The sequence below is a fragment of the Streptococcus sp. 10824 genome (assembly GCF_013276595.1).
Classification (GTDB): Bacteria; Bacillota; Bacilli; order Lactobacillales; family Streptococcaceae; genus Streptococcus; species Streptococcus pseudopneumoniae.
In genome coordinates, this window is record NZ_VMLH01000054.1 from 1 (window position 1) to 25,911 (window position 25,911).

Below are 25,911 nucleotides of genomic sequence, written 5' to 3' on the forward strand. Positions count from 1 at the left end.
CTGCGGCTAGTTTCCTAGTTTGCTTTTTGATTTTCATTGAGTATGAAAAGAGGTTGGAATCATGAAGTTCCAGCCTTTTTCTGACTAGAGAAGCTACTGGAAATAGCCTAAATAAGTGAGACTACTGAAATGAAATAAAATATGGTATAATTGGTAAGATAGATAGAATCGAGGATAGTATGTCATTTACGAAATTTCAATTTAAAAACTATATTAGAGAAGCCTTGGAGGAGTTGAAATTTATAACTCCAACAGAGGTGCAAGACAAGTTGATTCCTATTGTTTTGGCAGGTCGTGACCTAGTCGGTGAATCAAAAACAGGTTCAGGTAAGACTCACACTTTCTTGTTACCGATTTTCCAGCAACTAGATGAAGCTAGCGATAGTGTACAAGCAGTCATTACTGCACCGAGTCGTGAGTTGGCTACTCAAATTTACCAAGCAGCCCGTCAGATTGCTGCCCACTCAGAAGTGGAAGTTCGTGTAGTTAATTATGTGGGTGGTACGGATAAGGCTCGCCAGATTGAGAAATTGGCAAGCAACCAGCCTCATATTGTCATCGGAACGCCAGGCCGTATCTACGACTTGGTTAAATCTGGTGATTTAGCTATTCATAAAGCCAAGACATTTGTTGTTGATGAAGCAGACATGACCTTGGATATGGGATTCTTGGAAACTGTTGATAAGATTGCTGGCAGCCTTCCAAAAGACCTGCAATTCATGGTCTTCTCAGCGACTATTCCACAAAAGTTGCAACCATTCTTGAAAAAATATTTGTCAAATCCTGTCATGGAGAAAATCAAGACCAAAACGGTCATTTCTGATACCATTGATAATTGGTTGATTTCTACTAAGGGACGTGACAAGAATGCTCAAATTTACCAGTTGACTCAGTTGATGCAACCCTATTTGGCAATGATTTTTGTTAACACTAAAACGCGTGCTGATGAATTACATTCATATCTGACTACTCAAGGCTTGAAGGTGGCAAAAATTCATGGGGATATTGCCCCTCGTGAGCGTAAGCGTATCATGAATCAAGTGAAAAATCTGGATTTTGAGTACATTGTCGCAACAGACTTGGCAGCGCGTGGGATTGACATTGAAGGTGTCAGCCATGTCATCAATGATGCCATTCCGCAAGACTTATCTTTCTTTGTGCACCGTGTTGGTCGAACTGGACGAAACGGCCTACCAGGTACAGCTATTACCCTTTACCAGCCAAGTGATGACTCGGATATCCGTGAGTTGGAGAAATTAGGAATTAAATTTACTCCGAAGATGGTCAAAGACGGGGAATTTCAAGATACCTATGACCGTGATCGTCGTGCCAACCGTGAGAAAAAACAAGATAAGCTCGATATCGAAATGATTGGTTTGGTTAAAAAGAAAAAGAAAAAAGTCAAACCGGGTTATAAGAAGAAAATTCAATGGGCAGTTGATGAAAAGCGCCGTAAAACCAAGCGTGCAGAAAGTCGTGCTCGCGGTCGTGCAGAGCGTAAAGCAAAACGCCAAACATTTTAATAGAAATCGTTGGAGTACTGAGCTCCAACTTTTTGCTTTATGAGAACGAACTATCTAAACCGAAATACCACATTAAAGACTGCAAATTGTGTTTAAAAATGGTATAATGATAAAGTTATATAGTCCCGATAAGATGGTAGGTATTTATTACGAAGAGTTTGTGACTCGCAAAGACTGACGGCTCCAAGGTCGCTCGTCTTTCTACGGTTGCCGCCATATTGCGGTCACCCTATGCGCCTTACTAGCTTCATAAATAAAAAAGTATCGTTTTTATTTCTTTCGCGTCGTAACTCTTAGATAATGGAAATACCTATCAGTACTTTGTAACTCTATAACACTATTTTTAAGGGGGGACATTTTTATGTCAGAACGTAAATTATTCACGTCTGAATCTGTATCTGAGGGACATCCAGATAAGATTGCAGACCAAATTTCAGATGCGATTTTGGATGCTATTTTAGCAGAGGATCCAGAAGCTCACGTTGCTGCTGAGACAGCTGTATATACTGGTTCCGTCCATGTTTTTGGTGAAATTTCTACAAATGCTTATGTGGATATTAACCGTGTGGTTCGTGATACCATTGCAGAGATTGGCTACACCAATACAGAGTATGGTTTTTCTGCTGAGACTGTAGGAGTACACCCATCTTTGGTGGAACAATCTCCTGACATCGCCCAAGGTGTTAACGAAGCCTTGGAGGTTCGTGGAAATGCAGACCAAGATCCACTTGATTTGATTGGAGCAGGTGACCAAGGGCTCATGTTTGGCTTTGCAGTGGATGAGACAGAAGAGCTCATGCCATTGCCAATCTCACTCAGTCATAAATTGGTTCGTCGTCTGGCAGAACTTCGTAAATCTGGAGAAATTAGCTATCTCCGTCCAGATGCAAAATCACAAGTTACAGTTGAGTACGATGAAAATGACCGTCCGGTACGTGTAGATACAGTCGTTATTTCTACTCAGCATGATCCAGAGGCTACTAATGAACAAATCTATCAAGATGTGATTGACAAGGTCATCAAAGAAGTTATTCCATCTTCTTATCTCGATGATAAGACAAAATTCTTTATCAATCCGACAGGTCGTTTTGTAATCGGTGGACCGCAAGGGGACTCAGGCTTGACTGGTCGTAAGATCATCGTAGATACTTATGGTGGCTACTCTCGTCACGGTGGTGGTGCCTTCTCTGGTAAAGATGCGACTAAGGTGGACCGTTCAGCCTCTTATGCGGCTCGTTATATTGCCAAGAATATCGTTGCAGCAGGCCTTGCTAAGAAAGCAGAAGTGCAATTGGCCTATGCCATCGGTGTTGCGCAGCCTGTCTCTGTTCGTATCGATACCTTTGGTACAGGAAGAGTAGCTGAAAGCAAGCTTGAAAAAGTAGCCCGTAAAATCTTTGACCTTCGCCCTGCAGGAATTATCCAAATGCTGGACCTCAAGCGTCCAATTTACCGTCAAACAGCGGCTTATGGACACATGGGACGTACAGATATTGACCTTCCATGGGAACGTTTGGACAAGGTAGATGCTTTGAAAGAAGCAGTAAAATAAGATTTTAAGAGGGAGTTCCCCTCTTTTTTATAGTTTTTAACTATACTGGGATACTGTTCTGAAAATCTATTTTGCGAAAGTAGAGATTTACATGTATTTCTTTAAAAATGACAAAGGTTGAGATTTCTCCTTGTTGCTTGGACTTCATTCAAAAGTCTGTGACCCAAGTCTTATTCAAACTTCCAATACACTAGCTATTTCCATAGCATGACTTCTGCACTAGACTTTCTTTTCCGAATAAATAGATAGAACCACAGGATCTAGTAAACCTAGAATTAAAATTATGGTATAATATTAGCAATAAAAAGAATCTGGAGGATTAGAATCATGGTATCAACGAAAACACAAATTGCTGGTTTTGAGTTTGACAATTGCTTGATGAATGCAGCAGGTGTGGCTTGTATGACGATAGAGGAGTTAGAAGAGGTCAAAAACTCAGCGGCAGGAACCTTTGTTACTAAGACAGCAACCTTGGACTTTCGTCAGGGAAATCCTGAGCCACGCTATCAAGATGTCCCACTTGGTTCTATCAATTCTATGGGCTTGCCAAATAAGGGCTTAGACTATTATTTGGATTATCTTTTGGATTTACAGGAAAAAGAGCCAAACCGAACTTTCTTCTTATCTCTAGTCGGTATGTCTCCAGAGGAAACCCATACTATCTTGAAAAAAGTCCAAGAGAGTGATTTTCGTGGTCTGACTGAGCTAAATCTTTCCTGTCCAAATGTTCCAGGTAAACCTCAGATTGCCTATGATTTTGAGACAACAGACCGGATTTTGGCAGAGGTGTTTGCCTACTTCACGAAACCTCTTGGAATTAAATTGCCACCATATTTTGATATTGTTCACTTTGACCAAGCGGCAGCTATTTTCAACAAGTATCCGCTCAAGTTTGTCAACTGCGTCAACTCTATCGGAAACGGCCTTTATATAGAAGATGAGTCTGTCGTTATCCGTCCTAAAAATGGTTTTGGGGGGATTGGTGGAGAGTATATTAAACCAACTGCTTTAGCTAATGTTCACGCCTTTTATCAACGCTTAAATCCCCAGATCCAAATCATTGGAACAGGTGGCGTGTTGACTGGTCGTGATGCCTTTGAACATATTCTCTGTGGAGCGAGTATGGTGCAGGTGGGAACCACCCTTCACAAAGAAGGCGTCGGTGCCTTTGACCGCATTACCAATGAACTAAAAGCAATCATGGCGGAAAAAGGATACGAGAGCTTAGAAGATTTCCGTGGGAAATTGCGCTATATTGACTAAATTAAATCGAAAAATCAGAAGAAAGGAGAGAAGATGCTAGCCATTGAAGAGAGTCAGAAGTTGACTTTATCAAATTTACCTAGCCTGAGCCTTTTTACAGGGACAGATCAGGGTCAGTTTGAAGTTATGAAGAGTCAAGTATTGAAACAGATTGGCTATGATTCTGCTGACCTCAACTTTGCCTACTTTGATATGAAAGAAGTGGTCTACAAGGATGTGGAACTGGAGTTAGTCAGCCTTCCTTTCTTTGCGGATGAGAAAATCGTGATATTAGACCATTTTGTAGATATCACAACAGCCAAGAAACGCTTTTTAACAGATGATGAACTCAAGTCGTTTGAGGAATACCTTGATAACCCTTCACCAACAACCAAGTTGTTGATCTTTGCGGAAGGAAAGCTGGATAGCAAAAGACGGCTGGTAAAATTACTTAAGCGTGATGCCAAGGTCTTTGATGCAGTAGAAGCCAAAGAACAAGAATTACGCCAGTATTTCCAAAAGTGGAGCCAGAAAGAAGGTCTGCAGTTTACCAATAATTCTTTTGAAAATCTTCTCGTCAAGTCGGGTTTTCAATTTAGCGAAATCCAGAAAAATCTCCTCTTTTTACAGTCCTATAAGGCGGATTCTGTTATCGAGGAAGAGGATATTGTTAACGCAATTCCCAAGACCTTGCAGGACAATATTTTTGATTTAACTCAGTTTATTCTGACTAAAAAGATGGATCAGGCGCGCGATTTGGTGAGAGACTTGACCTTGCAAGGGGAAGATGAAATCAAACTGATTGCAGTCATGCTGGGACAATTTCGGACTTTTACTCAGGTGAAGATTTTGGCGGAGTCTGGCCAAACAGAATCTCAGATTGCAAGTAGTTTAGGTAGTTATCTGGGACGTAACCCAAATCCTTATCAAATCAAGTTTGCATTAAGAGATTCAAGAGGACTTTCTTTGAGCTTTTTGAAGCAAGTAATTTCCTACTTGATTGAGACAGACTATCAGATTAAGACAGGACTCTATGAAAAAGGTTTCCTTTTTGAAAAGGCACTCTTACAGATTGCTAGTCAGGTCAATTGACATTTGTTGAAACTACAACCCGCGTCAGGATTATCTTGTCGTGGGTTTCTTGCTGATTTGCTTATTTTATACTCAATGAAAATCAAAGAGCAAACTAGGAAACTAGCTGCAGGCTGCTCAAANNAGGTTGCAGATAGAACTGACAAAGTCAGCTCAAAACACCGTTTTGAGGTTGCCGGATAAGACTGACGAAGTCAGTAACATATACCTACGGCAAGGCGATGTTGACGCGGTTTGAAGAGATTTTCGAAGAGTATTATTAGAAAGTATGTCAGTGATTTCCTTATCTATAAGCAAAAAACTTGAAAAAAGTGAATGTTTGCGTTATCATTTTCATATAGAAAGAAAAAGAGGTATTACAGATGGCTATTATCTTACCAGAACTTCCATATGCATACGACGCTTTGGAACCATACATCGATGCGGAAACAATGCATTTGCACCATGACAAACACCATCAAACTTATGTCAACAATGCCAATGCAGCTTTAGAAAAACACCCTGAAATCGGTGAAGACCTTGAAGCCTTGCTTGCTGATGTAGAATCTATCCCAGCTGATATCCGTCAAGCACTTATCAACAATGGTGGCGGACACTTGAACCACGCTCTTTTCTGGGAATTGATGACTCCCGAGAAAACAGCTCCTTCAGCAGAACTGGCAGCAGCAATCGATGCAACATTTGGTTCATTTGAAGAATTCCAAGCAGCCTTCACTGCAGCAGCAACAACTCGTTTTGGTTCAGGTTGGGCATGGTTGGTTGTCAACAAAGAAGGGAAACTTGAAGTGACTTCAACAGCAAACCAAGACACACCAATCTCAGAAGGTAAAAAACCAATCTTGGGCTTGGACGTTTGGGAACATGCTTACTACGTGAAATACCGCAACGTGCGTCCTGACTACATCAAAGCTTTCTTTTCAGTAATCAACTGGAATAAAGTAGATGAATTGTACGCAGCTGCTAAATAATGATAGTTGGAGGGAAGAATTGTTCTTCTCTTTTTTAGGATATAAGATTCTGGTCTGACAAAATCGTCAGACTTTTTTTATTTTTATGAGAAATGTGCTTTATTTCAAGTATGACGTGCAAAGCCTTTGATATAGCTACTTTTCACAATTGAGCTAATGGATTTTTAAACTTTTTGTGGACTTTTTAAGAACTTTTTAATTTTTCAATGGCTTTTTCATAAAATGAAGTAGCGTTTTTCTTGTTGTCTTTGGACAAGTGGCTATATGTATCCATGGTTATTGATATTTGAGAATGCCCTAGCCTTGTTTGTATTTCTTTGTAAGGCAGTCCGGCATTGAGCAAGATACTAGCGTGAGTATGGCGGAAGGCGTGGAATGTTAAACGAGGGCAGTCAGAAAGTTTTAAATGTTTCTCAAGTCTATGCCTAAGCGTCCTAGCGTCTCTATATTCGTCGAAGCAATTAGAAAATACTTTTTCATAAGTTAAGCCTATTTCTCTACCAACTTGCGCTTGTCTATTTTTGTAAAGCCGCAGCATGAGCACCGTCTTATTATCCAAGTCAATTACCCTAATACTTGATTTAGTTTTAGGGGTAGTGACTTCTTTTTCACAGTTTAGAGTCTTATTTACGTCTAGTGTACCGTTTTGTAAGTCAATATCAGACCATTTGAGGGCTAAACACTCACGAATACGCAAACCAGTCGCTAAAAGCGTCTTATATAGCACCGTATCGTAGAAATTTTTGTAAGTGTTTGGCAGCTGCTCCAGGTAAGTCAAGAATTTTTTTAAGTTATCATCATCCAGATATTTCAGTTTTTGCCCTTCTTTTGCCTTACGCCGTGGGACGATAATATCACGGGCAGGATTAAAAGGGATAACTTGCAAGGATACGGCATATTTAAGTATTCGTTTATTTAGCGAGTTAAGTTGCGGATATTCTTGGTAACCTTTGCCTAGTTGATTGTACTCTTTTGCCCACTGGTTTACCTGGTGCTGAATAATTGGGGGCGTAAGTTTATCCAGCCTATAGTTTCCGAAAGCTGGAAGTAGATAGTTATTTAGTCTACTCTTGATTATTGTAAGTGTTGCCTTTTTGACTGTATGGCAGTACGTTTCCAGCCAATTCTCCACCAGTTCGGCGTAAGTCTTTATCTCAACTGCTTTATATACTGTAGAACCGTCTTTTTCAAAGTCGATTTGAGCCTGTAGCGCTTTGGCTTTGAGTTCTCTCTTGGTTCGCCCTGATATAGTCGTCTTGACTTTCTTACCTGTTACGGTATCGATACCAAGGTAGACGCTAGAGCGATAGACTGTAGACCCGTCTTTTTTGGTGTATTCTGTTATTTTCATGGTTTTACTCCTTTTTCCATCAGCAGGCAAGCAATTAGAAAAGATTTTGAGTTTATACCATGCGAGGGACTACGAGAATGCCCCTATTTTCGATTTTAAGCAGTCAGACGGTAAATTGTACCAGAATATGAAACAAGGCGGATATGGGGCTTATATGAGCTTGTTTGTGATGGGTGTTTTTGATATAATGTTTTCGCCCCCTCAATTTAGAGAAGGGAGGTGTTATATATGCTAGAGTTGTTTTCCCTTTTTCTAGCTCCGTTACTTGTTAACGTCTTATCTGAGCTTTTCAAGTTATAGATAAAGAGACGTAGCAAGTAGCATTTAACCCTTTAAACAGAAAATCAAGATTTTTTGCATCTCAAAAATGAGCAGCAAACAGGACGAGGGGGTCACAACAAAGTTGACCACATCATCAAGCTAGACATGGCCAAGGAAATTGCTATGATCCAGTGGGAGAGTAGCAAAAAACCCCATCGCTGTAACGGTGGGGCTTTTTAGTTACATATGCTAGAAGCACTGTTTTTCCCTTTATGCTTTCATTCTAGCATACAAGCCCCAATATTTCAAGAGTTTTATTTTTTTTGATATTGTTTAGAGCGCTTTAAGCGTTCCTAAAATGCCAAAGTGTTGAAAATCGTCTAAATTATACCGCATTATACTTCATTAGAGAGTTATAGACTGATGAGCGTGAGAAATGCCGTCAGTCACTTTTTAAATGCAAGAGTGGTATAATAATAGCGTAGACTAAGAGGTTTGAAAGAGTCCCAACTCAACAGTAACCAGACCTTTCTGCTTCCAATCTCTCAAGATGCTACTAATCGCCTGAATCTTTCCCGTTATTTCAGTTCAGGCGATATTAGACAAGTCAGCAGCAGCTAGCTTGTCTTTTTTGTTGTTTTAAAACTGTTTTTTTCGTATTCTTTCGTAGTCCAGTGACTTTTTGAAGAGGTCAGCTAGTCCCGTTACATTTTGGTTTGCTAACAATTCCATATAATGCGCCCTTGAGTCTTTTGAGATGATGATAGGAGCGTTTAGATACTTCATAGCCAAGTACATAAGTATCAGGCGACCAGTACGACCGTTACCATCGCTAAATGGGTGAATCCGTTCAATCTGGATATGGGTGTCTGCTAAAATCTCTAATACTTCTTTTTCATTCTGAGCATGCTCCAAACGATAAGCAGTATTATCCGCCCATTGTGTCATCAAGTAGGGCGTTTCTGCTGGGCTAGCCGTTTGAAATTCCGCCCCGATAATGGCATTTTGAACTTGCTTAAATTGTCCGCGATCATGTTGCAGCCTATCCACTAATAAGGCGTGAAAATCTTGAACCAGCCCCACAGTAAGAGCTTGATGGTTTGCCAATGAGTCCAAGAGATAAGAAAAGGCCTGTTTATGGTTTTCAATCTCATAAAACTCACGAATACTTTTGCCGTTGCGTGGCAAGGTGCTTTCTAAGATAATGCTGACGGTTTCGGGTAGGGAAATAGTGTTTCCTTCAATACCGCTAGAATGGTAGGCCATGCGTACCAGTATATCGTCCAGATAGTTTTGTGAGTAGGTCATAATTCTCCTTTCTATTTGTCACTTTTGCCCATTTTTGCGCTTTAGTCTGTAAAATCGGCTTTCTATTCTTCATTTTCCTCCGTTTTTGCACAATAGACCATGAAAAGATGGTTGCTATTGGCGAATATGGGGGAGTTTTTAATTCTCTCTATATATACTCACGACTTCGCCGATTGTAATCTTACTAATCTAGGTAGTCGCGTTCGCCATATGCTGATTGTAAGACTTTCAAGAGTTTTTCGGTTTTTTCTTTTGTTCTGGTTTCTTCAGAGATATACCCGTGAATTTGCTCATCTAAATCATTTCTAGCAAACTCGTTACCGAAAACAAATGAGTAAGATTTGATTATTTGTTTGGCTTCGTCGGTATTAGAAAAAAGTAAATTAGTAAAATGTGTACCTCTTGGTGTGGAATTATTAAGATTGATAGCCTGCACCATGGAGTACAGAGATAAAATTTCTTCATCACTGACAAAGATAGTGTTATCACGGAAAAATGCAATGAAGTCTTTAAACATCTTTTCTTGGAGCTTTTTGTTAGAACGTTCCAAAGAGTAAGCTAAAATCATCCCCTTTTCAGGCTCCACTACAACTTCATCGTCATATATTTCAGAATCATCAATATACCCCAACAGATACCCAACGCTTACCCCGAAGTAGTCAGCTAGTTGCTGGGCTTTTTCTGGTTTAATTTGGCGTTCACCTTTTTCCCAATATATATAAGTTCTTTTTGTGACCCCTATTTCATTCGCTAATTCTTGTTGAGTTAGCTTTTTTTCTTGTCTTAGTTCTTTCAATCTATTCATTTATATCAACACCTTTCAAATGTATTATATCACGATTAATTTCAAAGAGTGCAAAAAAAGTGCAATCATTTTTAATATTTCTCTTGACATTGCACAATAATTGCAATATAATGATTTTGTCAACTGAAGTTGAACAAAAATTACACCAATCTCCAGTGCAACACTTTTCAATCTATTCTGCTGGAGGTTGATTTTAAAGATAATGGAAAGGGGTAAGGTATTTGAAAAATAATATGCGTGTTATTTTAGCAAAGAAGCGCTTGAAGGTGGCAGATGTTGCAAGAGAAACAGGGCTATCAAAAAGCACTCTAACGGCTTTGTACTATGAACGTGCAAAGAATCCGAGTCTTGATACGTTAAAAAAAGTATCTAGTTACTTGGGAGTTACGCTGTATGAATTTCTAGAGACGAAAGAATAGAAAGGAGCGACACAATCGCAATACTATATTACATCTACAAGATACTCCACTGGTGCTTTACCACTGGGGATTGACGAAAGGCAGGCAAGCAATGAAGAGGAACTATACAAGGGTCATCGATGAAATGCAAACCACTCACGGATTTACTAAAACGGGTAAATGATGATGAAAAGCTGACCTATGTAATATCTAGGGCAGGTCAAAAAAGAGAAATGAATATGTTGACAGAGTTCGGAGTCTATGAAGTTTTATCGCAGTCACGCAAACCACTAGCAAAAGAGTTTAAAAAAGTTGTTAAGCACATTCTGAAAGAAATCCGACTAAATGGCTACTACATGGCTGGGGAATTGGTGGAAGAACCACAGACCACTATAAAAGCCCCTGGCACGTTGGCAGAGGCAGAGCGGTATTATATCTATACACTAGCCAAAGCCATTGCAGAGGCTCAGAATATGGACGAGAAGAGCCGTCTGACAAGCAAGCTAACCAGATTCATGCAGGAGGTAGAACCACAATGGAACTAGTCTATATGGACGGCAAGAAAGAGCCGTACACATTAAGCAGCATTGTTGCAGAATGTGCAGAAATCAAGCACAGACATTTAAAGATTTTGCTGAATAAGCACAGAGAGGACTTTGAGAGCTTCGGAAAGGTGCAATTTAAAATTTCACCTTCAGAGAGTGGGCAAAATGTACGAGATTATATTTTGAACGAGCAACAAGCTACTTTGTTAATCACTTACTTACGAAATACAGAACCAGTTCGTAAATTCAAAATGAACCTGGTCAAAGCTTTCTTTGAAATGCGTGAGGAGCTTTCTAAGTTTCGTATGCAGAGGGCGCTAGAAAAGCCAAAAAGAAAAACCTTGCATGACAGTATTGAGAACTGGGAACAAGCACCCAAGCACGCGCATAGCACTATGAACAACCTGCTACTAAAAGCAGTAACCGACAGGAACGCTAAGCAGTTAAGGGAAGAACGTGGAGGCTATAATGGCATCGATAGCTTGACCAGTGACGAGCTGGAGCAATATCAAGCCTTTGAAGACATGGTAATAGCCATGATTGGCTTGAATATGAGTTATCAGGAAATCAAGGCTATGGCATTCAGAAATAAAAAAACACGCCAAAGAAGCGCGTGATTGCAACAAAAAAGGCTTAGCAATAACCACACCGCAAAGCCTTTCACACTAAGACTAAAACGAATTTAACAAAAAGCAGACAAGCTATTATTAAAGAGGTTTTAGTAAGATTTATACCTAGATTATAGCATAATACAGCGGTTTCCGCTAGTACATTGAAAATAAAATAAGGTACGCTGGGAAGATTTTAAATTTTTTTCGGTTTAGGGGTTGACATTATACCGTGCATAAGTATATAATAAAAGTACGGGCAAAAGTAAAGGAGTGATATAATGAGCCCAAGAACAGGAAGACCTATAAAGGGAAATGCTAAGCGTGATAAACGATTAGAGGTTAGACTGACAGCAGACGAATACAACGAAATTCAAGAAGTCGCTGACAGTTTGAATATTTCTAAAGCTGACACGATAGTTAAAGGCATTCAACTTTTAAAGTCACAAAAATAAAAGAAGCCTGCTACGTTCTCAACCGACCAAAGCGATAACGTAACAGACTCAGCCCCCACGAATGAGGTACGTAAATATCTTATCATGCGTACTCTTATTTGTCAAACATAGAAATAGAGTGCGCTTTTTGCGTACCCAAAAAATGAGGTATACAATGGGAAAACAACATCAAGCAGTAAAATTCAAGGATATTGCTGAAAAATTGCCTGAATTAGAGGGCAAAAACTTAGAAGAAATCGCTGGAGTATTAGGCTATCGCAACTTGGAGAGTTGCAGGGTTAACCTTTACAATCTGAGACAAAACAAGCGTCTAGGATTTGAAGTAGAAAAAGGGGTATACTCCAAGTTTGAACTCTTGGACGGTACGGTAAAAGAGGAATTGGAAGACAAAGAACTGTCTGAACGTGGTCATTTTTTACAATCACTAGACTACTACAAAGTAGCAAAAAACGCCTTTGAAATAGCAGAAGATAAAACAGTAAAAGCAGAAACACGACAAAAAGCAGAGCGTGACATATTGGACGCGATGAAGCATATCCCTAAAAAGCACCGCGCTATAATTTACGACATGATGGAGGGCTAACAGATGGAACAATACACAAAAAGAGCAAGCGCCTTGATTATAACTTTTAATCGTGGGGTTATATCTCAAGATGAATTTATCGAAGAATTTACAAAACTAAGAGAAAAGGTAGTAAAAGCAGTAAGTGAGGCAAAGAATGACAAATTATGATAGAGCCAAGCGATTTTACAGCCGTGCAACTTACGCCCTAAGCGATTTTCTCCATGGGCGGATAGATGAACAAGAATTTAGAAAACAATGGCAACGGCTAGCAGATAAAGCCGTAAACGAAATGAATAAAAACTAAGAAAACCGAAGAGCAGGCAAGCAAATTAGAAAAGGTTTTGAAAAGCATAGAGCGCCAACTCTTTAAACTGGTACTTTCTCACGCTTTCAACTTGGCGAGTCTAAGCGTGAGGATATCCTGGATAGTAAAAGACAAAAAAAGGAAACAAACATGACAAAAGAAGAAATTAAAAATATTTTAGATGAACTAGATGATTTAACCTTAGGACTTAACACCGCTCAAAATGCTTTAGAGGCTACTTCTCATTTTTTTAGTAAAAACATGAGCAACCAAGAGAAGACCCTACTTTTAGCCTTGGAATATAACACGCAAAGCGCCATTTTTAACCTTGCTTATGATTGTCTTATCAAGACAAAGGAAAATCTAGTTAATACTATCGGAATGTACCGCAAAGAATTGGAGGAAAAACATGAATGAGTTAGATATAAGCAACACACAGGCTGCTGTCTTAATCGTGGTATTGATTGGCTTACTACTTTATCTAAACCACCGAGACCGTAAAAAAAGCGCCCAAATAGAGCGAGAAAACCAACAGACGATAGAAACACCTAGCGAGGATTTAAATCCTGATTATGGGCGATATATCCAGCTTGCAGGGGTAAGAGTTTACGGAGGGATGGAATGAGTTACATAGTGAAGATATACCTTGATAGTGAAAAAATACCAGATGAACCTTATTTTACTAAAGAGATTTTTCTAGCTACGTGTATGGACAATGCAACAACGTTAGCTGTAACTAGGGGCTTGTTGACAAAACAAGCGTTGGATTTAGAGGCTGAGACAGCTATCTTGAAAACCTTGGATACAATCATAGAGACTCAAAAAGCTATTTTGCAAGGGGTAGCGAGCGGACAAATAACCTTTGTAAATAAAAGTTAAGGAGGTGGGCGGATATGTTTAGCCTAAGCCGAGAAAGTGAGCATGATTTGACGCATGGCATTCTGGAAGCACATGAGAAAGCACCGCAGAGACTGACTAAGTTGATAAATAGAATTGAACTCAAAGAGGAATTGAAAATTAGTGACCGACATCTGGAAGTTTCTGGGGGTGGATGAATGAGAGTGCTGGAGTTAATTCTATCCGCTGATAAATTACCTTTGTTTGGCTTTCTCAAGTCTAGCCCAACCCAAGTTTGGAAGAATGGCAATCACTATAAATTTATCTATTTTGAGCCAATAGGCGAGGCGCTGACAGCTTTCCACTACAAAGGCTTGTATGTGGCAGTTAAAGACGAAAGCGAAGAAGTAAAGGGCTGGGAATTGGCCAGAGATTTAGAGATAGGTTTGGCCAGTCCTAACTTGCTGACGATCCTGAAAGAATTAGAGGTAAACAAATTGACAGAGCAACGGCAGGGGCTTGGAGTGGAGTTAAAGGGTTGGATTTTTGACCTGATTTGTAACGGGATTTATACCAGATATGAGACTTCGCTTTTTGTCCGCTTGCTATTTGTTAATGGCTACAGTTTTAGCCAGTTAGTGGACTTGTTTTCTGCAATCGTTAAACGCAAAGACCTAGCAAGCTATTTCCTAGAAGTAGCAACAAAATTCTATAAGGAGGTGGCTTTTGAATAGCAATGACATTGTAAATAAAATCATTGAAGAAGATCAGCAACAAGCACCGCCTGAAGTGGTGGACTTGACCCAAGCAAGGGAGACCGATGAGGAACACAATAGCCTGAACTTGGCAAAAAGAGCAAGAGGCGATGGCTTTGCAGTCAACTTGGACAATCTCAAGAAGATTTTGAACGGAGATAGTAAGTTAAAGGGGGCGATACAGTACAACGTCTTCACTTATGAAATCGACGTGACTAGACCAATGAAGCTAAACGGTAGAACCCTGAGCGGTGCGATCGATGACCTGATTATCAGAGAGATTAGGGCTTATATTGCTACCAAGTACAAGCTTGACTATAAAAAGCCTGACATAGCGGATATTTTGGAAGTGGTGGCTGGAGAACACAGCTACAATCCCTTAAAAGACTATCTGGAATCTTGCGAAAGTGAGTATAAAGAGTTAGTGAATCAGCGCGATCCCTTTGATATTTTAAGGCATTATCTCAATATCAAGGATGATGAATATAACCGTATTATCATGGATTTGTTTTTCCGTGGAGCGGTTGCCAAGGTGTTTGACCCTACCATCAAGTTTGACTTTGTGCTGGACTTGACTGGACGGCAGGGAGTAGGAAAGACACAGTTTTTTGAGGGGCTTTTCACTCACAAGTATTTTACAACCGTTGAGACCTTCACAGACAAAGATGACAAGGCTAGAATGGTCAGAAACTGGTGTGTATTTGATGATGAGATGGTGGCCAGTAAAAAGGCTAGTTTTTCAGAATTGAAGAAATTCATCACAGAAACCAAGCTAGAGTTTAGACCGCCTTACGCCTCCAGTGATAGGCGACTGCCTAAGAGTTTTATTATCGTGAGGGCGACCAATGACCATGATTATTTGAACGACCTGACAGGAGAAAGGCGCTTTTTAGTTGCGGAAGTCCACAAGGACACCGCCTATAAGGGCAGGAAGTGGACAGAGAAAGACCGTAGAGCCTTTTGGGGCGCTATGGTGGTGGCTTGGAGAGCTAACCAAGTCTTGAACCTGACAGACGAGCAAGAAAAGCTAGTAAATGAGGTTAGAAGCCGTTACAAGTTTGTTGATGAAACCCTTGAGGATTTGGAGCGCTATTTAGGCACTCCTTACCCAAAAAGAATGTATCAGTTCCCCCCGACAGATAGAACAAGATATTATTACATTTACGACATGATAAATCATGGCTATCATATGGGCGCAAACGGTGTAGAAATTACCCTAGATATTGAAAAGTATGGGGAACTAGTGGAACGTGACAAGATGGCTATTAATTTATTTTTCACAGAGGTATATCCGGATAAGATACCGAACGTAAAGGATAAAAACAAGATTAAAAAAATCATGCAAAATAAAGAGGATTGGGAAGCAAGGGAGTCCTTGCGATTTGGCAAAAGTATCAAACGCGGATTTGCTAAAATAAAAAAATAAAGTGTAGACAGTGTAGCCAAAAGATAAAAAAACGGCTACGATGAAAACCCTTGATACTGTAAGGGTTTCAAAGAGGTGTAGACAAGACGAAAAAAACGGCTACACCCCTAAACCCTTGATATTACTGAATTTTTAATATAAATGTAGCCAAAATATATATTTTATAAAAGTATATATAATTAAATAGCTATAGCGTTATATATTATTTTTTTCTGAGATGAAACGGCTACACGGCTACACAAGGCGAAAACCCTTGGGGCTGTAAGGCGGAATGCGTAGCCGCTAGATATTCAAAAATGGCTACACTTTGCCCAAAACCTAAAACAAAATGGGGTAGATAGTACCGACCCCCTTGCAATGGTGTAACTACTAGTGACACCCTTAAAACAGATGAAAGGATAACGAATGGAGATACAAAATGGCTTTATTTATTTCAAAAGTTATGGTATAATAAAATTGTTAGAGATTCCAAGGTTTGGGAGTATCACGCTTAAAATACAAGACGGCGAGATTGTCTCCAGCGTGGAATCTAAAACAATAATATTTAAAAAGAATACTGACTGAAAAAATCAGAGGTATAGCATAAAGTGGAGCAATCTATTTTGGCTATGTCTCTTTTGTTTTTGGGAAGATTGGAGGAAAAAGAAATGCCAACATTGCAAGAAGTGAAAAACCAGATGGACAAAGTACGGACTCAATTAGAGATTTTTGATCGCTTTGATGAGGAAATCAAGAAAGCAGAAAAAGAAGTTAAGGATATCAAATCCAAGAAAGCAGATGTACAAACATTTGAAGATTTTCAAGCTATTAACGTAAAAGAAAAGTATATTGCTGATATGAAAGAGCAAAGAACAAAACTTGAGAAAGAACGGATTGACTCAATCGTAGCAGACGCTAGAAAAATTAATGCATCAGGTTATTTAGGAACTGCATTAGAGCAAGATGAAACAGTGAAGCGCCAGCGCCAAGAAATCAAGCAGAAATCTATTGAGCTTTTGGAATTGATTGCAAATTATAACGAAAATTACAAAAATACTGCTGAAAGATTGGCGGATGAGGTAAGAGAAACAGGTATCGAAGAGTTATTTGACCGCCTGAATACATCTCCAGAATATAGTGGAGTAAGTAAGCCTTACATTTATAGTGGTGTAACTGGTTATATGGGAAGCCAATACCGCTATTTAGATCCCAAAGATGATTTAGCATATTTTGTGAATCGTATTAACTATTTTGAAGGAGAACAATAATGAAAGATGAACATAAACAACTATTTCAAGAAATCGAAGAAGAGAAGAGACAAGCTGACTTACTGCAGGGGCTTGCAAAGAACGTAGAAAGTATTTCAAAATCTTACGAAGAGGAAGCTGTAACTCTTGAAGAGTTTAAAGCTATGGGCTACAAGCGTAGACATGAACTATATGAGAAGGATAAAGCCCTATATGATAAACTACTGGGCAAAGAAAGACGTGGTTTATTAGGTTTGTGATGTGGAGGGGAGCAATCCCCTTTTTTTACATAAATCAGACAGAATTACACACGAGGTAGGGGAATGGTTAGAAGTTTAAAAGCAAGACTAGAAAAGTTAGAAGAACTAAAAAGAATGGTAGAAGAAAGCGAGGTGACTAGTATTTGACAGAATTAAGCAGAAAAAAAGAAATATTTATGGCCAATTATCTCATGACTGGGAATGTAAAAAAAGCTAGTGAATTAAGTGAGATCACCAGAAAGACGGCTTATAATTACTTGAACGATGCAACCTTTAAGAGAATTTACCGTGAAAGACGTAGCGAACAACTTAAAGAAGCGACTACACTTTTACAGAATGCAAGCGTTGAGGCGGTAAACGTGTTGAGGGAAATCATGCTTGATAAGACAGTAAGCCCGTATGCTAGACAACAGAGCGCCCAGAGCGTTTTAAACATGGCTTATAAAGCAGTTGAAATGGTTGAGGTAGTGGAGCAATTAGAAGTATTAGAGGCTAAGATACTAAATGAAGGCGATTAAAAACCGTTTAAATAAGTTGAATAAGTTAGCTGTGATTGATGAAGTCGATACCGTGTTTTTGACGCAGATTGATACCGGACATTTTGAGGTAAGATATAGGATAGGTGGAAAAAATTCCAAAGATATTATAGAAGTCTATCCGACAAAAGAAGCAGCAGAAGAAGGTATTTCACGAATTAAAGATACAAAAGGATTGCGGATATTCTGGGATAATATAGGTTTTTGTGATGATTAGAGCTTTTCAGTTATCAATCAGATAAGGAGAATATCCTTGAACGCCGAGAAAACGCAAAAAAGCCAGCACAGCTGACTCCTTTGTGATATGTTCGCTAAAAATATTATATCATAAAGGAGCGAACTAATGGAGCTGGATAAGTTTAAAACGATGATGAACGTAAGAGAGCGGATGACTTACTTTCTACGTTTCCAGAGGATGGCAGGAAGTGAAAACCAAGTTAGGATAGATGAAGAGGCTTGGGAACTTGTCTTACCTGATCAGTGGAATTTGACTAGCAAGCATGAAAAGGCAATCCGTGAGGGGTTGGAAATATTCGCCCAAGACATCAACAGCATAGAGAACGAGAGAGCCAGAAAATACTTCATTATCCATTATTGCTACATGAGAAAGAAAACAATGAGTGAATGCGTAGAAATGGCAGGCACTAGCTCCACTAGTTATCACCGATGCAAACAGATAGTCGTCTTAAACTTTGCGAGAATCCACCAGAACGGAGAACTGGAAGTATATAAGTAAGTGTATATCATCTTGATAGGATATTTTGCCCTATCGTCTTTATCGTGTTATAATCCCGACTTTATCACTTAATTCTCCGCCGACCTTACTTAATACCTTGGTACATCTGGATTTTTCGACTATTTTTCAACTTTTTGTTTGTTGTATATGGTTATGTATGTTATAATAGAGTATGGCATTTATTAAAACAACAACCAACAAAGAAGGACGTACTCATGTCTATCTTGTGGAGGGATATCGAAAAGATGGAAAAGTCAGACAGCGTATTTTGAAAAAATATGGTCTCTTAGATGAACTAGAGGTAGAGGAACCTGATATCTTAGAACGTTTGAAACGTGAGGCAAAGGAAGGTCTACTAACAGAACCTCAATTCTTTCAAGTAAGCTATGACCTACTGGCTCCTATGAATGAGGTGGATCAGTCCTATGGTTGGATGGTCTTGGATAACCTGTTTGAAGAGTTAAAACTAACCGAGTTTCTAAAGACAGTGAAATCGAAATCAGAGTACGATTTGGCTCAAATTTTAAAACTATTAGTTTTTCAGAGAGTCCTCAATCCAGATAGTAAGTTATCTACTTATGCTTCTCAAGTAAACTTATTTGGTCATTGGGAAATAAGCCTCAACGCTATTTATCGTTCGTTAGATAAGTTGGATACCTTGAAAGAAAAACTTCTGCTTCATCTTCATAAAGAAGTGAGTCGCATGACCAAGCGTGAAGCACGTTTAGTTTTCTACGATGTAACGAACTACTACTTTGAAACAGATATCCCCGATGAGACGGTTGTTTCAGTTGATGGTGAAATTCTAAAAGAAGGACTAAGAAGACGAGGTCCTAGTAAGGAACATCGTCCCAAACCCATTGTCCAATTAGGATTATTTATGGATACGAATGGAATTCCCATCAGTTATAAGTTATTTAGAGGAAATCAAACAGATCCTATTACCTATCTTCCAGCTGTTGAGGAAGTTAAAAAACAGTTTGGAATTGAGCGTATTGTGGTGGTGGCCGATAAGGCTATGAATAGCTCTTACAATATTTCTAAGATGATTCATCAAAAAGATGGATGGCTCTTCTCCCAGAAGCATCGTGGACGGTGTGGCGCCTCAAAGGAGCTACAAACACAAATTCTAAATCCAAACGATTGGCAATTTAATAAGGAGTTGACCTTCGCAAAGAAGTCCTATCTACGTGAACGCAAGCTGGGAACGAAGAAGGATTCTCCACTTGTCAAAGAGAAAGTTCTGATTACTTGGTCTAAGAAATACGCTGATCGAGAACGGATTCGTCGGGAAGGTGCTTTAGAATATGCCAGCCAACTAACCAATGCGGAACTCTTTCGACAGACCAGTAAAAAAGGAGGCAAGAAATATCTAGACCTCCACTATCTGGATGAAAAAACAGGGGAACTAAAGCCTTTTTCCCCACTTGTTACCATTGACCATGAGCAGGTTGATTTTGATGCTCAGTTTGATGGTGTGAATGTTCTTGTAACAAGTGAAGTTGGAATGACAGATGAAGAGATGTTGGAGGCTTATAAAGAGTTAGCTAAGATTGAGGATTGCTTCCGCATCACGAAGACAGAGCTTGAAAGTAGACCTGTTTATGTATGGACAGAAAATCATATACAGGCACATTTTTTGACTTGTTTTATCGCTTTAATTCATCTTCGACTCCTCCAACATCAAATTAATTGGAAGATGAGTCCAAGGAGAATCGCTAATGCTCTCAACAGTGCCAAAGCAACTAGGTTACAAGATAATTACTATAGACTACAAGAAAGTCCAGATATGCAGCTACTAAATAGATTATTGGGCATGGAATGGAACAAAGGGTTCGTGAAGTTTGAAGAACTCAAAAATTACGCCAAAGCTCCATATACAACACCTAAACGAGATTAAAGAACAGCGAAATCCCTTGTGGCGCAAGGGGGTAGCTGCCCTTTTGTATTTTTTAAGTGATAAAGTCGGGCGTAGAAATGGCAGGCACTAGCTCCACTAGTTATCACCGATGCAAACAGATAGTCGTCTTAAACTTTGCGAGAATCCACCAGAACGGAGAACTGGAAGTATATAAGTAAGTGTATATCATCTTGATAGGATATTTTGCCCTATCGTCTTTATCGTGTTATAATATACCTATCAGCAATCAGCAATAAAAAAAAGCACGTTTAACCGTGCTAGTTTCTTGCCTGCTGAACTCGTCAAATCTTAGCCCTTTTGTGGGGCTTTTTTTGTGGACTTTTTAAGAATTTTTAAGACCTTTTAATGATATTTAATCAAATGTGATTTTTCAAAAAATCAGTAATATCAAGGGTTTAGACGCTTTAATGAATCCTAAAAAATTGTCATCTCTATTTTTATGAGAAACGTGCTAACTGCTAGAAATTATGGTAGAATAAAGTATTAAGTAATCGTGAAAAAAGGATATCTATGCGAAAAGAAATTGCACCTGAATTATACAACTATAACAAGTTTCCTGGTCCTGAGTTTCATTTACACGGGGACAAGGTTGAAACGGAAGGGATCGCTTTTTCCTTGGTGGAAAATATCAAGGATGCCTTTGATGTGACGGCTTTTAATCAGCGTTTTTCAGAAGTCTTAACCAAGTTTGATTATATCGTGGGAGACTGGAGCAACGAACAGCTTCGTCTACGAGGTTTTTATAAGGATGATCGAACAGAAGAAAAACTTGAAAAAATCAGTCGTTTACAAGACTACCTTTTAGAGTATTGTAGTTATGGTTGTGCCTATTTTGTCTTAGAAAATGAAGCCCCTAAGCGCGCATCATTTGACAAGAAAATTCGTAAGAAGGAAGAAGAACCTCCTTCTAAAAAAGGAAAGAAGCCGACTCAAACCAAACGAAAACCGAATGCAGATAAGAAAAATAGACGTCGTCAGAAAGACCAGCATTCTCAGAAAGAGAACAAAGGACAACGTCATTTTGTCATTCGTCAGAAGTGAGTAGAGAATAAGGAGTAGAAATGAAACCGTCAATTTATAGTTTAACACGTCAAACCATGCAGGAATGGGTATTGGAGCAGGGAGAAAAGAAATTCCGTGCAGATCAAATCTGGGAATGGCTCTATTGAAGAAATGACCAACCTTTTCAAGGATTTGATTGCTAAGCTTAATGACCAGTTTGTGGTCAATCCCTTGAAACAAGGTATTGTGCAAGAGTCTGCTGATGGGACAGTTAAATATCTTTTTGAATTGCCAGATGGAATGCTGATTGAGACAGTACTCATACGTCAACACTACGTTTTATCTGTCTGTGTGACCACTCAGGTCGGCTGTAATATCGGTTGTACCTTCTGTGCCTCTGGTTTGATTAAGAAGCAACGTGACCTCAATAACGGTGAAATCGTAGCGCAAATTATGCTGGTTCAGAAATACTTTGATGAGCGTGGTCAGGATGAACGTGTCAGCCATATCGTTGTCATGGGAATCAGTGAGCCCTTTGATAATTACAACAATGTTTTGAATTTCGTTTGTACTATCAATGATGATAAAGGAATGGCTATCGGTGCTCGTCACATCACGGTTTCAACCTCAGGTTTGGCTCATAAAATTCGTGACTTTGCTGATGAAGGGGTTCAGGTCAATCTTGCCGTGTCTCTTCACGCACCCAACAATGAACTGCGCTCAAGTACCATGAAGATTAACCGTGCCTTTCCGATTGAAAAGCTCTTTGCAGCTATTGAGTACTACATTGAGACAACTAATCGTCGTGTGACCTTTGAGTATATCATGCTTAATGAAGTAAACGATGGTGTAGAACAAGCTTTGGAATTAGCTGAATTGCTCAAGAACATCAAGAAATTGTCTTATGTAAACTTGATTTCTTATAACCCAGTTAGTGAGCATGACCAATATAGCCGTAGTCCCAAAGAGCGCGTGTTGGCTTTCTATGATACGCTTAAGAGAAAAGGGGTCAACTGTGTGGTTCGTCAAGAGCATGGTACAGATAGTGACGCAGCTTGTGGACAATTGCGCTCTAACACAATGAAACGTGACCGCCAGAAGGCAGTCGCAGCGGTAAATCCTTAATGATGAAGAAGACTTATAATCATATTTTGGTCTGGGGAGTCATTTTCTATAGCATTTGCATTGTCTATTTTTGCTTTACTCCTCAAGAACAATCTCCCGTGGGGGTAGAAACTCCAGGTATTCAGCATCTTGGAAGCCTGGTTTTTCTTTTGACTCCTTTAAACTCCCTCTGGAATCTGGGTGAGGTGAGTGATATGGGACAATTATGCTGGATTTTTTTACAAAATATCCTTAATATGTTCTTACTTTTTCCTCTGATGTTCCAACTCCTTTATCTCCTTCCAAACTTGCGGAAAATAAAAAAGGTCCTTCTTTTTAGTTTTCTTGTGAGTCTTGGAATCGAGTGTACGCAATTAATCTTGGACTTTTTCTTTGATTTCAATCGCGTCTTTGAGATTGATGATTTGTGGACCAACACTTTGGGTGGCTATCTGGCTTGGCTCCTTTATAAACGATTACATAAAAACAAGATAAGGAATTAAAATGAGTATTTTAGAAGTTAAAAATCTGAGTCACGGTTTTGGTGACCGTGCAATTTTTGAAGATGTGTCCTTCCGTCTCCTCAAGGGAGAACATATCGGCCTGGTCGGTGCCAATGGTGAAGGAAAATCAACCTTTATGAGTATCGTGACTGGTAAAATGCTGCCAGATGAAGGAAAGGTTGAGTGGTCCAAATATGTGACGGCTGGTTACTTGGATCAACACTCTGTCCTTGCTGAAGGGCAGTCGGTACGTGATGTTCTACGTACAGCTTTTGATGAGCTGTTTAAAGCAGAAGCTCGTATCAATGACCTCTATATGGAAATGGCTGAAGATGGAGCTGATGTTGATGCTCTCATGGAAGAAGTGGGAGAACTTCAAGACCGTCTGGAGAGTCGTGATTTCTATACCTTGGATGCTAAGATTGACGAAGTAGCGCGTGCTCTTGGTATTATGGACTTTGGCATGGATACGGATGTAACTTCTTTGTCAGGTGGGCAAAGAACCAAGGTGCTTTTGGCAAAACTTCTCCTTGAAAAGCCTGATATTTTGCTGTTGGACGAGCCGACCAACTACTTGGATGCTGAGCATATTGATTGGCTCAAGCGCTATCTCCAAAACTATGAGAATGCCTTTGTTCTCATTTCGCACGATATTCCATTCCTGAACGATGTGATTAATATTGTCTACCATGTGGAGAATCAACAGCTGACGCGTTACTCTGGTGACTACTACCAGTTCCAAGAAGTCTATGCGATGAAGAAATCTCAGCTAGAGGCAGCCTACGAACGTCAGCAGAAAGAGATTGCGGACCTCAAGGACTTCGTGGCTCGAAACAAAGCACGTGTTGCAACACGAAATATGGCTATGTCTCGTCAGAAGAAATTGGATAAGATGGATATTATCGAACTCCAAAGTGAGAAACCAAAACCATCCTTTGATTTCAAACCAGCTCGTACACCAGGGCGCTTTATCTTCCAAGCCAAGAACTTGCAAATTGGTTACGACCGACCTCTGACCAAGCCTTTAAATCTTACCTTTGAACGCAATCAAAAGGTTGCGATTATCGGGGCAAATGGTATTGGGAAAACAACTCTATTGAAGTCTCTCTTAGGTATTATTCCACCAATCTCTGGGGAAGTGGAACGCGGTGACTACCTAGAACTTGGCTACTTTGAGCAGGAAGTAGAAGGCGGTAATCGCCAAACACCACTAGAGGCTGTCTGGAATGCCTTTCCAGCTCTCAACCAAGCAGAAGTTCGTGCAGCCCTTGCTCGTTGTGGTTTGACAACCAAGCATATTGAAAGCCAAATTCAGGTCTTGTCAGGTGGGGAACAAGCCAAGGTTCGTTTCTGTCTCTTGATGAATCGTGAAAACAATGTTTTAGTGCTGGACGAGCCGACCAACCACTTGGATGTGGATGCCAAGGATGAACTCAAACGTGCTCTCAAAGAATACAAGGGATCGATTTTTATGGTCTGTCACGAGCCAGACTTCTATGAAGGCTGGATGGACCAAATCTGGGATTTTAATAATCTAACTTAAAAATGAGGATAAAAGAAATACAGTACCGAATGTGGATACTGTATTTTTTTGGTTTTTAAGATTTAAAATCGTAGTCTTTCACCACTTCGATGCTGTCGATTGTGATAGCAGTAGTTGGCTTGTCTTTTTCATCTTTTTCGGCTTTAGCAATTTTATCTACAACATCCATACCGTCAATCACTTGACCAAAGACTGGGTGTTTGCCATCTAGACTAGGGTTTCCCCCTTCTTTATAGGCTTCGATGATTTTCTTTGGATACTTGCTTGTAGGGAGTTTAGCAGAGGTATCTGTAGAGTTTTGGTTGATGAAGAACTGGCTACCATTGGTGTTTGGTTGACCAGTATTAGCCATAGAAAGAGCACCACGGATGTTATAGAGATAAGGAGTAATCTCGTTCTTGAAACCAGTTCCCTTGTCTTTAGTCTTATCCTTGTCATGCCAGATAGACTGGCCACCTGTACCGTCTCCCTTCGGATCTCCAGTTTGAACCATGAAGCCATCGATGACACGGTGGAAGATAATGCCGTTATAGTAGCCTTCTTTGGCATGAGTGAGGAAGTTTTCAACCGCTAGAGGAGCGAGTTTAGGGAAGAGTTTGATACGGATATATCCTTGACTTGTGTGTAGAATCACTTCAGCCTCGTCTTCAGCAACTTCTTTAGATAGTTGTGGGAAATTGGCGTTTTCGTTTGTTAAAGCATCGTTTAAGTCCTTAGCAGATTGGGCTGCTGCTTTGGAGCTTTCCTCAGCGGCCAAGCTAGAATCTACATAGTCATTACCACGCAAACTACGTTGGATGTTGCTACATCCAGCTAGGGTTACAGTGGATAGTAAAAGAAGGGTTGCTAGTTTTTTCATTCTGATCCTCTCAAAAATTCATTTCTACCATTGTACCCTAAAAGGAAGTGGATTTCAAATATTAGTGACAAGACAGTTTAAGAGGAAGCCAACCAGAAAGTAGCTTGTTTAGAGGTATCAATACCATAAGTGTACTCGAAGTATTTAGGAAACCAGATCTTAAGAAAGCTCGTAAAGCATCACAATTAGTAAAGGTTAATTCGAAAGAATTACTATATTTTAAAAG

Annotated in this window: 31 protein-coding genes and 4 pseudogenes; 31 read left to right on the forward strand and 4 right to left on the reverse strand. The window is 39.6% G+C overall.

Annotation, left to right across the window (positions count from 1 at the left end):
* The first annotated feature begins 179 nt into the window (after positions 1-179).
* From HT701_RS05180 to sodA, 5 genes are all read left to right on the forward strand, one after another.
* Complete coding sequence (locus HT701_RS05180; RefSeq protein WP_054393092.1) at positions 180-1,523, forward strand: DEAD/DEAH box helicase; 1,344 nt, start codon at positions 180-182, stop codon at positions 1,521-1,523.
* A 361-nt stretch (positions 1,524-1,884) separates the two neighbouring features.
* On the forward strand, positions 1,885-3,075 hold the full coding sequence (metK, locus tag HT701_RS05185; RefSeq protein ID WP_120007932.1) for a methionine adenosyltransferase: 1,191 nt from the start codon (positions 1,885-1,887) through the stop codon (positions 3,073-3,075).
* Between the two features lie 327 nt (positions 3,076-3,402).
* Complete coding sequence (locus tag HT701_RS05190; protein ID WP_000255155.1) at positions 3,403-4,338, forward strand: dihydroorotate oxidase; 936 nt, start codon at positions 3,403-3,405, stop codon at positions 4,336-4,338.
* Between the two features lie 33 nt (positions 4,339-4,371).
* Positions 4,372-5,409: a DNA polymerase III subunit delta gene (holA, locus tag HT701_RS05195; protein ID WP_050261898.1), complete on the forward strand. Its 1,038-nt coding sequence runs from the start codon at positions 4,372-4,374 to the stop codon at positions 5,407-5,409.
* A gap of 362 nt (positions 5,410-5,771) precedes the next feature.
* Positions 5,772-6,377, forward strand: a complete 606-nt coding sequence (gene sodA / locus HT701_RS05200) for a superoxide dismutase SodA (protein WP_000974746.1) — start codon at positions 5,772-5,774, stop codon at positions 6,375-6,377.
* A 184-nt stretch (positions 6,378-6,561) separates the two neighbouring features.
* Here the strand turns inward: sodA and HT701_RS05205 are convergent, their stop codons facing one another.
* Positions 6,562-7,728: a site-specific integrase gene (locus HT701_RS05205; protein WP_050227128.1), complete on the reverse strand. Its 1,167-nt coding sequence runs from the start codon at positions 7,726-7,728 to the stop codon at positions 6,562-6,564.
* A 339-nt stretch (positions 7,729-8,067) separates the two neighbouring features.
* Between HT701_RS05205 and HT701_RS11445 the strand changes: the two are divergent.
* Positions 8,068-8,181: pseudogene (locus tag HT701_RS11445) on the forward strand (antA/AntB antirepressor family protein); the annotation flags it as partial.
* Positions 8,182-8,628: 447 nt separating this feature from the next.
* Here the strand turns inward: HT701_RS11445 and HT701_RS05215 are convergent.
* Entirely contained in the window at positions 8,629-9,297 is a 669-nt protein-coding gene (locus tag HT701_RS05215) for a Fic family protein (RefSeq protein ID WP_023935916.1), read from the reverse strand.
* A gap of 184 nt (positions 9,298-9,481) precedes the next feature.
* Positions 9,482-10,102, reverse strand: a complete 621-nt coding sequence (locus HT701_RS05220) for a helix-turn-helix transcriptional regulator (protein ID WP_119919622.1) — start codon at positions 10,100-10,102, stop codon at positions 9,482-9,484.
* Positions 10,103-10,323: 221 nt separating this feature from the next.
* On the opposite strand from HT701_RS05220, the gene HT701_RS05225 reads away from it, so the two are divergent.
* From HT701_RS05225 to HT701_RS05340, 25 genes and pseudogenes are all read left to right on the forward strand, one after another.
* A complete protein-coding gene (locus HT701_RS05225; RefSeq protein WP_119919623.1) occupies positions 10,324-10,521 on the forward strand; it encodes a helix-turn-helix transcriptional regulator in 198 nt (65 codons plus the stop codon).
* A 137-nt stretch (positions 10,522-10,658) separates the two neighbouring features.
* Positions 10,659-11,045 (forward strand): annotated as a pseudogene (locus tag HT701_RS05230) (BRO family protein); the annotation flags it as partial.
* Positions 11,036-11,662: a Rha family transcriptional regulator gene (locus tag HT701_RS05235; RefSeq protein ID WP_050241225.1), complete on the forward strand. Its 627-nt coding sequence runs from the start codon at positions 11,036-11,038 to the stop codon at positions 11,660-11,662. The pseudogene HT701_RS05230 and the gene HT701_RS05235, both read left to right, overlap by 10 nt.
* A gap of 272 nt (positions 11,663-11,934) precedes the next feature.
* A complete protein-coding gene (locus HT701_RS05240) occupies positions 11,935-12,108 on the forward strand; it encodes a hypothetical protein (RefSeq protein WP_000075008.1) in 174 nt (57 codons plus the stop codon).
* Between the two features lie 154 nt (positions 12,109-12,262).
* Entirely contained in the window at positions 12,263-12,691 is a 429-nt protein-coding gene (locus HT701_RS05245; RefSeq protein WP_050302876.1) for a hypothetical protein, read from the forward strand.
* 3 nt (positions 12,692-12,694) lie between these two features.
* Positions 12,695-12,841, forward strand: a complete 147-nt coding sequence (locus HT701_RS05250) for a hypothetical protein (protein WP_000438875.1) — start codon at positions 12,695-12,697, stop codon at positions 12,839-12,841.
* Entirely contained in the window at positions 12,828-12,977 is a 150-nt protein-coding gene (locus tag HT701_RS05255; protein ID WP_166727420.1) for a hypothetical protein, read from the forward strand. The genes HT701_RS05250 and HT701_RS05255 overlap by 14 nt, the downstream gene beginning before the upstream one ends.
* 150 nt (positions 12,978-13,127) lie before the next feature.
* The gene (locus HT701_RS05260; protein WP_138705618.1) at positions 13,128-13,394 is read left to right on the forward strand and encodes a hypothetical protein; all 267 of its coding nucleotides are present in this window, start codon (positions 13,128-13,130) and stop codon (positions 13,392-13,394) included.
* Positions 13,387-13,602 (forward strand): hypothetical protein, encoded by a 216-nt coding sequence (locus HT701_RS05265; RefSeq protein ID WP_101514539.1) that lies wholly within the window; start codon positions 13,387-13,389, stop codon positions 13,600-13,602. The genes HT701_RS05260 and HT701_RS05265 overlap by 8 nt, the downstream gene beginning before the upstream one ends.
* On the forward strand, positions 13,599-13,856 hold the full coding sequence (locus tag HT701_RS05270; protein WP_138705620.1) for a hypothetical protein: 258 nt from the start codon (positions 13,599-13,601) through the stop codon (positions 13,854-13,856). Before HT701_RS05265 ends, HT701_RS05270 begins: the two co-directional genes overlap by 4 nt.
* A gap of 14 nt (positions 13,857-13,870) precedes the next feature.
* Positions 13,871-14,032 carry a hypothetical protein gene (locus HT701_RS05275; protein ID WP_166728294.1) on the forward strand — a complete coding sequence of 54 codons (162 nt, stop codon included), beginning with the start codon at positions 13,871-13,873 and terminating at the stop codon, positions 14,030-14,032.
* Positions 14,033-14,548, forward strand: a complete 516-nt coding sequence (locus HT701_RS05280; protein WP_172931281.1) for a hypothetical protein — start codon at positions 14,033-14,035, stop codon at positions 14,546-14,548.
* Positions 14,541-15,995: a virulence-associated E family protein gene (locus HT701_RS05285; RefSeq protein WP_172931282.1), complete on the forward strand. Its 1,455-nt coding sequence runs from the start codon at positions 14,541-14,543 to the stop codon at positions 15,993-15,995. The genes HT701_RS05280 and HT701_RS05285 overlap by 8 nt, the downstream gene beginning before the upstream one ends.
* 405 nt (positions 15,996-16,400) lie before the next feature.
* Entirely contained in the window at positions 16,401-16,559 is a 159-nt protein-coding gene (locus tag HT701_RS05290) for a DUF2292 domain-containing protein (protein WP_014017183.1), read from the forward strand.
* Positions 16,560-16,582: 23 nt separating this feature from the next.
* Positions 16,583-17,242: a hypothetical protein gene (locus HT701_RS05295; protein WP_138705622.1), complete on the forward strand. Its 660-nt coding sequence runs from the start codon at positions 16,583-16,585 to the stop codon at positions 17,240-17,242.
* On the forward strand, positions 17,242-17,481 hold the full coding sequence (locus tag HT701_RS05300; RefSeq protein ID WP_023935898.1) for a hypothetical protein: 240 nt from the start codon (positions 17,242-17,244) through the stop codon (positions 17,479-17,481). Before HT701_RS05295 ends, HT701_RS05300 begins: the two co-directional genes overlap by 1 nt.
* Positions 17,482-17,657: 176 nt before the next feature.
* On the forward strand, positions 17,658-17,999 hold the full coding sequence (locus tag HT701_RS05305) for a hypothetical protein (protein WP_000035040.1): 342 nt from the start codon (positions 17,658-17,660) through the stop codon (positions 17,997-17,999).
* Positions 17,986-18,234, forward strand: coding sequence for a hypothetical protein (locus HT701_RS05310; RefSeq protein ID WP_000644290.1), 249 nt, complete (start codon positions 17,986-17,988; stop codon positions 18,232-18,234). Before HT701_RS05305 ends, HT701_RS05310 begins: the two co-directional genes overlap by 14 nt.
* Positions 18,235-18,360: 126 nt before the next feature.
* Positions 18,361-18,753 (forward strand): transcriptional regulator, encoded by a 393-nt coding sequence (locus tag HT701_RS05315; RefSeq protein ID WP_138705624.1) that lies wholly within the window; start codon positions 18,361-18,363, stop codon positions 18,751-18,753.
* A gap of 172 nt (positions 18,754-18,925) precedes the next feature.
* On the forward strand, positions 18,926-20,653 hold the full coding sequence (locus tag HT701_RS05320) for an IS1634 family transposase (RefSeq protein WP_119920170.1): 1,728 nt from the start codon (positions 18,926-18,928) through the stop codon (positions 20,651-20,653).
* 71 nt (positions 20,654-20,724) lie between these two features.
* Positions 20,725-20,832, forward strand: a pseudogene (locus tag HT701_RS11855) (transcriptional regulator); the annotation flags it as partial.
* A gap of 352 nt (positions 20,833-21,184) precedes the next feature.
* Positions 21,185-21,715, forward strand: coding sequence for a YutD family protein (locus HT701_RS05325; protein ID WP_023935811.1), 531 nt, complete (start codon positions 21,185-21,187; stop codon positions 21,713-21,715).
* A gap of 20 nt (positions 21,716-21,735) precedes the next feature.
* Positions 21,736-22,801: pseudogene (gene rlmN, locus HT701_RS05330) on the forward strand (23S rRNA (adenine(2503)-C(2))-methyltransferase RlmN).
* Positions 22,801-23,283 (forward strand): VanZ family protein, encoded by a 483-nt coding sequence (locus tag HT701_RS05335; RefSeq protein WP_000976713.1) that lies wholly within the window; start codon positions 22,801-22,803, stop codon positions 23,281-23,283. The pseudogene rlmN and the gene HT701_RS05335 overlap by 1 nt, the downstream one beginning before the upstream one ends.
* Before the next feature lies 1 nt (position 23,284).
* Positions 23,285-24,826, forward strand: a complete 1,542-nt coding sequence (locus HT701_RS05340; protein WP_119919627.1) for an ABC-F family ATP-binding cassette domain-containing protein — start codon at positions 23,285-23,287, stop codon at positions 24,824-24,826.
* A gap of 55 nt (positions 24,827-24,881) precedes the next feature.
* On the opposite strand, the gene HT701_RS05345 is transcribed toward HT701_RS05340, so the two are convergent.
* A complete protein-coding gene (locus HT701_RS05345; RefSeq protein WP_119919628.1) occupies positions 24,882-25,685 on the reverse strand; it encodes a peptidylprolyl isomerase in 804 nt (267 codons plus the stop codon).
* Positions 25,686-25,911: the final 226 nt, after the last annotated feature.